We start from the raw sequence: 6,039 nt of genomic DNA on the forward strand, positions 1-6,039 counted from the left end.
ATGAACGCGGCCATGACGGCAAGCATATCCATATCCAGGCGTCCCCAGTGGGCGACCAGTTGCTGTTGGCCGCACGCATCAACCGCGCCCTGCCCCAGCTCAGCCCACGGGAAAACGATGTTGCCCAAGGCTTTGGCGAGGGCAAGACCTACAAGGAAGTGGCCCGCGACCTTGGCCTCTCGCCCAATACCGTGCGCCACCATATTCGCGCCATCTATACCAAGCTCGGCGTCAAGGACAAGGCACGCATAGCGCACCTGGTGCACGCCCCGCCCGACTGACCCTGCCCGTTTCTCCCACGGTTTACCACGGTCGTTTTTCAACGGTCACGGGCTGCTGTTGCCCTTTTTTCGGCCTTCTCACACGAGACGCTTCTTCATGACTTCCACATGCTTACGTAACCTGACAGTGCTGTTCGCCACCCTGCTCAGCGTCGACAGCCAGGCGGCCGACCTCAACGCCCGCGACTTTTTCGCCGCCCCACCGGGTACCAGCCTGGGTGTGTTGTACCTGCCCGCCACACGCGCCGGGGATTTCCATGGCCCCGCCGACAGCACCGGCAAGGCCGACCTGCGGGTCAACGCCGTGGCTTACCGCCAGGTGTATTTCACCGACGCCTGCGGCACGTTGTGCACGCCACAATTCATCCTGCCCTTTGCCGACATCAACGCACGCCTGCCCGGCGCCAATCAGCGCAGCCGCGAGCGCGGCCTGGGCGACCCACAGGTGGGCGGCACGCTGTTTTTCGTCAACGACCCGGCCTCGCGCACTTACAGCGGCTTGTTGAGCCTGATCACCGTGCCGGTGGGTGAATATCACAGCCAAAACCCGGACGTGTCCCCCGGCGCCAATCGCTGGGGCGCCACCTTTGTCTACAACTACACCCACGGCATCGGCGAAAAATGGGTACTGGAAGCCAACCTGGAAGCCCAGCTCTATGGCCGCAACAACGATTACTTTGGCAGCGAACTCAAGCAAGCCCCGCTGTATCGCCTGCAGGCCTTCGCCTCCTATGACTTCAGCGCCGCCACTTCCGGCGCACTGCGCCTGATCCACGCCGACGGTGGCGCCCTGCGTCTGAACAACCGAAGCCTCGACGACACCCACAAGCGCTATACCCAAGTCGGCTTCGAATTCGGGCATTGGCTCGACCGGCAGAACCAACTGATGGTCAGCCTTTCGCAAAACGTTGCGGCTTCCAATGGCTACGCCGGCACCGAGGCGTTGTTACGCCTGGTGCATGTGTTCTGACCCCCCTTTCCCTGGGGCTTGAAAATGCCCATTTCCACCGCTGCGACAACGGCACGGCTGGCGGCGATCGTGCTGTTTGCCGCCATCACCCCGACCATCCTGATGACCGCTCCGGCCGTGGCCGCGCAGTTAGCCAGCCAGTGGCAACTGAGCCCGGCGCGTATTGGTGACTTGTTTTCCGTGGAGCTTGGCGCGATGAGCCTGGCAACCTTGCCCGCCTGGTGGTGGCTCAAGCGGGTTGACTGGCGCACCGCCGCCCGGGTCGCCGCGCTGTTGTTCATTGCCGCTAACCTGCTGTCAATGCTCGCCGACACCTACGCCGTGCTGCTGGTGTTGCGCGGTGCCAGCGCCCTGGCCGGCGGTTCGTTGATGATCCTCTGCCTGGCCAGTGCCGCCACCACCGCCAATCCCAGCCGAGTCTATGGTTTGTGGGTTATGGGGCAGTTGATCGTCGGTGCCGTCGGCCTGGTGGTGCTGCCTGGTTTGTTCGAACGGTTTGGCTTGAATGCCTGCTACCTGATCCTGGCAGGGTTGATGACCCTGCTGCTGCCATTGGCGCGGGCCTTTCCTGCCGGTAGCCCTGCGTTGCCCGCCAGCCGCACCCCGGTCTTGCCCGGTTCACGCTGGAAAGCCGCCCTGGGGGTTGGCGCGGTCCTCGCCTTTTACATCAGCCTGGGGGGCGTATGGACCTTTATCGGTGCCTTGGGCGCCAGTGCCGGGATTTCTGCGCAGCACAGCGGCGAGATTCTCGCCATCGCCACCGTAATGGGTATTGCTGGCGCTGCGAGCGCCTCACTGATCGGCGCTCGTCTGCCGCGTGGTGCGCTGTTGTTGCTGGGCTACACGTTAATGGCAACAGCGGTGCTCCTGTTGCTCGGCCAGCCCGCCTTGCTGCGATTCGCCCTGGCCGCGCTGCTGTTCAAATTTACCTGGACCTTCATCCTGCCGCTGATCCTGGCCTGCCTGGCCGACCTCGATCACAGCGGCAAGCTGATGAACGCCTCCAACTTGGTCATCGGTGGCGGCCTGGCCATCGGCCCGGCGCTCGCCGGCCGCCTGATCGAAGCCAGCGGCGGGTTGAGCCTGTTGCTGCTCGGTGCAGCCGCTATCACCTTGCTGTCCCTGGTGATGATCGTCGCCAGCCGTCCCCACTCCTCCACTGAATTGGAACTGGTATGAACCTAACCACCGCATTTTTTTTCGACGAAATGAGCCTGTGGCACAGCGCCGGCGCCCATGCGCTGACCCTGCCCGTGGGCGGCTGGGTGCAGCCGCCGGCCGGCAGCGGGCATGCCGAGTCACCGGAGACCAAGCGGCGCTTGAAAAGCCTGTTGGATGTCTCCGGACTCAGCCGCCACCTGCACCTGCATAGCGCGCCGCCCGCCAGTGAAGAGGACCTGCTGCGCGTCCACAGCCGTGCTTACCTGCAACGTTTCAAAGCCTTGAGCGATGCCGGCGGCGGTGAGCTTGGCCCCCAGGCACCCATAGGGCCTGGCAGCTATGAGATCGCGCAACTGTCCGCAGGTTTGACCCTGGCCGCCGTGGACGCGGTGCTCAAGGGCCAGGCGCACAACGCCTATTCGCTGTCGCGGCCACCGGGGCATCACTGCCTGGCAGACAGCGCCATGGGCTTTTGCTTTCTCGCCAATATCGCCATTGCCATCGAGGCCGCCAAGGCGCGCCACGGGCTGGGCAAAGTCGCCGTGATCGACTGGGATGTGCACCACGGCAACGGCACGCAGTCGATCTTCGAAGAACGGGCCGATGTGTTGACGATTTCCCTGCACCAGGACGGCTGCTACCCGCCCGGTTACAGCGGCGAGCAGGATCGCGGCCGGGGCGCCGGCCTGGGCGCCAACATCAATATCCCGTTGCCGCCAGGCAGTGGTCACGCCACCTACCTACAGGCCATGGAGCGCATCGTGCTGCCCGCCCTTGAGCGCTTCGAACCGGAGTTGATCATCGTTGCCTGCGGTTATGACGCTAACGCCGTCGACCCGCTAGCGCGCATGTTGCTGCACAGCGAATCGTTCCGGTTAATGACCCGCGCCCTGCGCCTGGCCGCCGAACGTTTGTGCCAGGGCCGCCTGGTGCTGGTGCACGAGGGTGGCTATAGCGAAGCCTATGTGCCGTTCTGCGGCTTGGCGACCCTGGAGGAATTGAGCGGCGTGCGCACGGCGGTGCAGGACCCGATGCTTGAGCTTGTGCACTTGCAGCAGCCGGGTGCGGCGCTGCAGGGGTTTCAAGAGCAGTGGGTGGAACGATTGGCGCACGGGGTCAGCGAGTAGCTGCCAGGCGCCATACCCGCGCAATGTCCGAGGCCCGCTCGCGTAACAGACGCGGGGCCTCGTGGCAGGCCTGCTCAAGTGACATCGGCCCCGACGGCAAGGCGAACGCTGCGTCCACACCATGAGCGTACATCTGCTCGTAGCCGTCGCCCAAGGTGCCCGCGATCACGATCACCGGCACGCCATGTCGCTGGGCAATGCGCGCCACGCCAAACGGGGTTTTGCCACGCAGGGTCTGGGCGTCGAAACGGCCTTCGCCGGTGATGACCAGATCGGCGCCACGCACCGCTTCATCCAGGCTAACCAATTCAGCGACCACCTCAACCCCCGGACGAAACTGGGCAGCGAGGAACGCCTTGGCGGCAAAGCCCAGACCACCGGCGGCGCCGCTACCGGGTTCGTCGCGCACATCCCGGCGCAGCACCTGGGCGCAATGGTCGGCGAAGTGGCCAAGGGCAGCGTCCAGTTGTGCCACTTGTTCGGGGTTCGCGCCTTTTTGCGGGCCAAAAATCGACGAGGCACCGTGAGGGCCGCACAGGGGATTGTTGACGTCGGCGGCGATTTCAAAACGCACCTGCGCCAGTCGCGGGTCGAGTTGTTCAAGGCTGATATGGGCCAGACGTGCCAACGCCAACCCACCCGCCGGCAGTGGCTGGCGTTCGCTATCCAAGAGCTGCACGCCAAGGGCCTGCATCGCCCCCGCTCCGCCATCGTTGGTAGCACTGCCGCCAATCGCCAGGATGATGCGCAGCGCCCCGGCATCCAGCGCGGCGCGGATCAACTCGCCGGTGCCATAGGTGGTACTGGAGCATGCGTCGCGCTGCCCCGGCGCAACGAGTTGCAAGCCGCTGGCCTCGGCCATCTCGATCATTGCGGTATGGCTGTCGGCCAGCCAGCCCCAACGCGCCTCGACGCTGTCGCCCAGCGGGCCTCGGACCGTTTGCCTGCGCAGCTCACCCTTACACGCCGCGAGCACCGCATCCACCGTTCCTTCCCCGCCATCAGCCATCGGGCATTGAAGCACGTGCGCATCCGGCCAGACCTGGGCGCACCCACCGGCAATCGCCTGGGCGACGCCTGCGGCACTCAGGCTGTCTTTGAACGAGTCGGGGGCGATCACGATTTTCATGGGCTTTCTCCGGTTTTTATAACGCCCATGCTGCCAGTTGGCTGGGGGAATGACGCGGGGCCGATGCACAAGTGTGGATGGGGTTTTGTTGTTCATTCCTACAAAGTGACACGCCGCGATGAATAAACGCCAAACCTACGGGCCGGCTTGTTTGATCTATCTGTCAGCAACGACTTTCAGCAGTGTAGGACGCCTCTTTAATGCGCACGCTCCCTTGAGGCTCGCAATTGCACGCTAATAGAGTGTGGCCCAGAAGATTCCAGGCAATATCAATCCGGGGGGCTCCACGCCGAACGGCAGCAGCGCCCTCGATTCAGGGAGAATTTCATGGCCGATACCTCTCAAATGCCACGCATAGCGCCGCTCTCTTATAACGCCCGGGGCAACCCTGTGCATACCTGGACCCTCACGCCCAGCCATATCACCGACCCGGTGCACTGCATATTGCCGCCGGACGGGGTGCTGCCGGTGATTTTTGTGCCGGGGATTATGGGGTCGAATTTGAAGAGCAAACCGGAGAAAGGAAAGGGAAAGAATAAGGCGGCTCCCGTCTGGCGGTTGGATGCGGGGTTCATGGGTAAGAATATGTGGTTGGCCCTGAACTGGATAAACAAAAAGGCGGGTATACGACAGCAACTGTTGCACCCCGCCAGGGTAGAGGTTGATAACAAAGGCGCGGTGCCGGAGCGCTCTGTCGGCACGGTCATAGTGCCGCCAGAACCGGACAGGAAAAAAACCATCCTGGCTCTGACCAAGCGCTACGAAGAGCGCGGATGGGGCGAAGTCAGCGAAACCAGCTACCACGCGTTTCTTCTGTGGCTTGAAGACACCCTTAACAGCGAATTCATGCCGCACAAATGGCCGCAATTCGACATTCGGCCTGAGCATCTGCACACCCGCAGTGTCGAGCCCGGCCCAGTTCAAGTCACCGAGTTGAAACCTGAAATGCCCATCGCCATGCCCGGGTTGGGCGCTAACCTGGCGGCGCAGTTGCCGTCGATTATTTCGGACGAGTTGGCGGCGCGTGGTGGCTACCGTATGCCGGTGCATGCCTGTGGTTACAACTGGCTGGACTCCAACGAGGAGGCCGCTTCAAGGCTGGCTGTGCGTATTGATGAACTCATGCAGCAGTACGGTCGCAACTGCCAACAGGTGATTCTGGTTACCCACTCCATGGGCGGGCTGGTGGCACGTCGATGCGGGCAGCTACCGGGTATGGCCGACAAAATTGCCGGCGTCGTGCACGGCGTGATGCCCGCCATCGGGGCGCCGGTCGCTTACCGTCGATGCAAGGTCGGCATGCGCGACGAAGATCCCATTGCCGGCGCGGTCATTGGCCCCACCGGTCAGGAGGTCACCGCTGTATTCGCG

The 6,039-nt window shown here is 63.5% G+C and carries 6 protein-coding genes; 5 read left to right on the top strand and 1 reads right to left on the bottom strand.

Annotation, left to right across the window (positions count from 1 at the left end):
• The 4 genes from GIW04_RS26820 to GIW04_RS26835 form a co-directional block, all read left to right on the top strand.
• Positions 1-281 (top strand): helix-turn-helix domain-containing protein (locus tag GIW04_RS26820; RefSeq protein ID WP_236479363.1); only part of this gene is annotated, 281 nt, incomplete at its 5' end.
• A 97-nt stretch (positions 282-378) separates the two neighbouring features.
• Positions 379-1,251: a transporter gene (locus GIW04_RS26825; RefSeq protein ID WP_034135016.1), complete on the top strand. Its 873-nt coding sequence runs from the start codon at positions 379-381 to the stop codon at positions 1,249-1,251.
• A 24-nt stretch (positions 1,252-1,275) separates the two neighbouring features.
• A complete protein-coding gene (locus GIW04_RS26830; protein WP_236479364.1) occupies positions 1,276-2,430 on the top strand; it encodes an MFS transporter in 1,155 nt (384 codons plus the stop codon).
• Positions 2,427-3,539 (top strand): class II histone deacetylase, encoded by a 1,113-nt coding sequence (locus tag GIW04_RS26835; RefSeq protein ID WP_034135018.1) that lies wholly within the window; start codon positions 2,427-2,429, stop codon positions 3,537-3,539. The genes GIW04_RS26830 and GIW04_RS26835 overlap by 4 nt, the downstream gene beginning before the upstream one ends.
• On the opposite strand, the gene GIW04_RS26840 is transcribed toward GIW04_RS26835, so the two are convergent.
• A complete protein-coding gene (locus tag GIW04_RS26840) occupies positions 3,529-4,668 on the bottom strand; it encodes a glycerate kinase (protein ID WP_120248067.1) in 1,140 nt (379 codons plus the stop codon). The two genes, GIW04_RS26835 and GIW04_RS26840, sit on opposite strands and share 11 nt — an antisense overlap.
• Before the next feature lie 327 nt (positions 4,669-4,995).
• Here GIW04_RS26840 and GIW04_RS26845 point away from each other — a divergent pair.
• The coding region (locus GIW04_RS26845) for an esterase/lipase family protein (RefSeq protein WP_442962814.1) at positions 4,996-6,039 on the top strand (1,044 nt) is incomplete at its 3' end.

The sequence above is a fragment of the Pseudomonas sp. PA-4-8C genome, assembly GCF_021606625.1.
In the GTDB taxonomy this organism is placed as follows: domain Bacteria; phylum Pseudomonadota; class Gammaproteobacteria; order Pseudomonadales; family Pseudomonadaceae; genus Aquipseudomonas; species Aquipseudomonas lactis.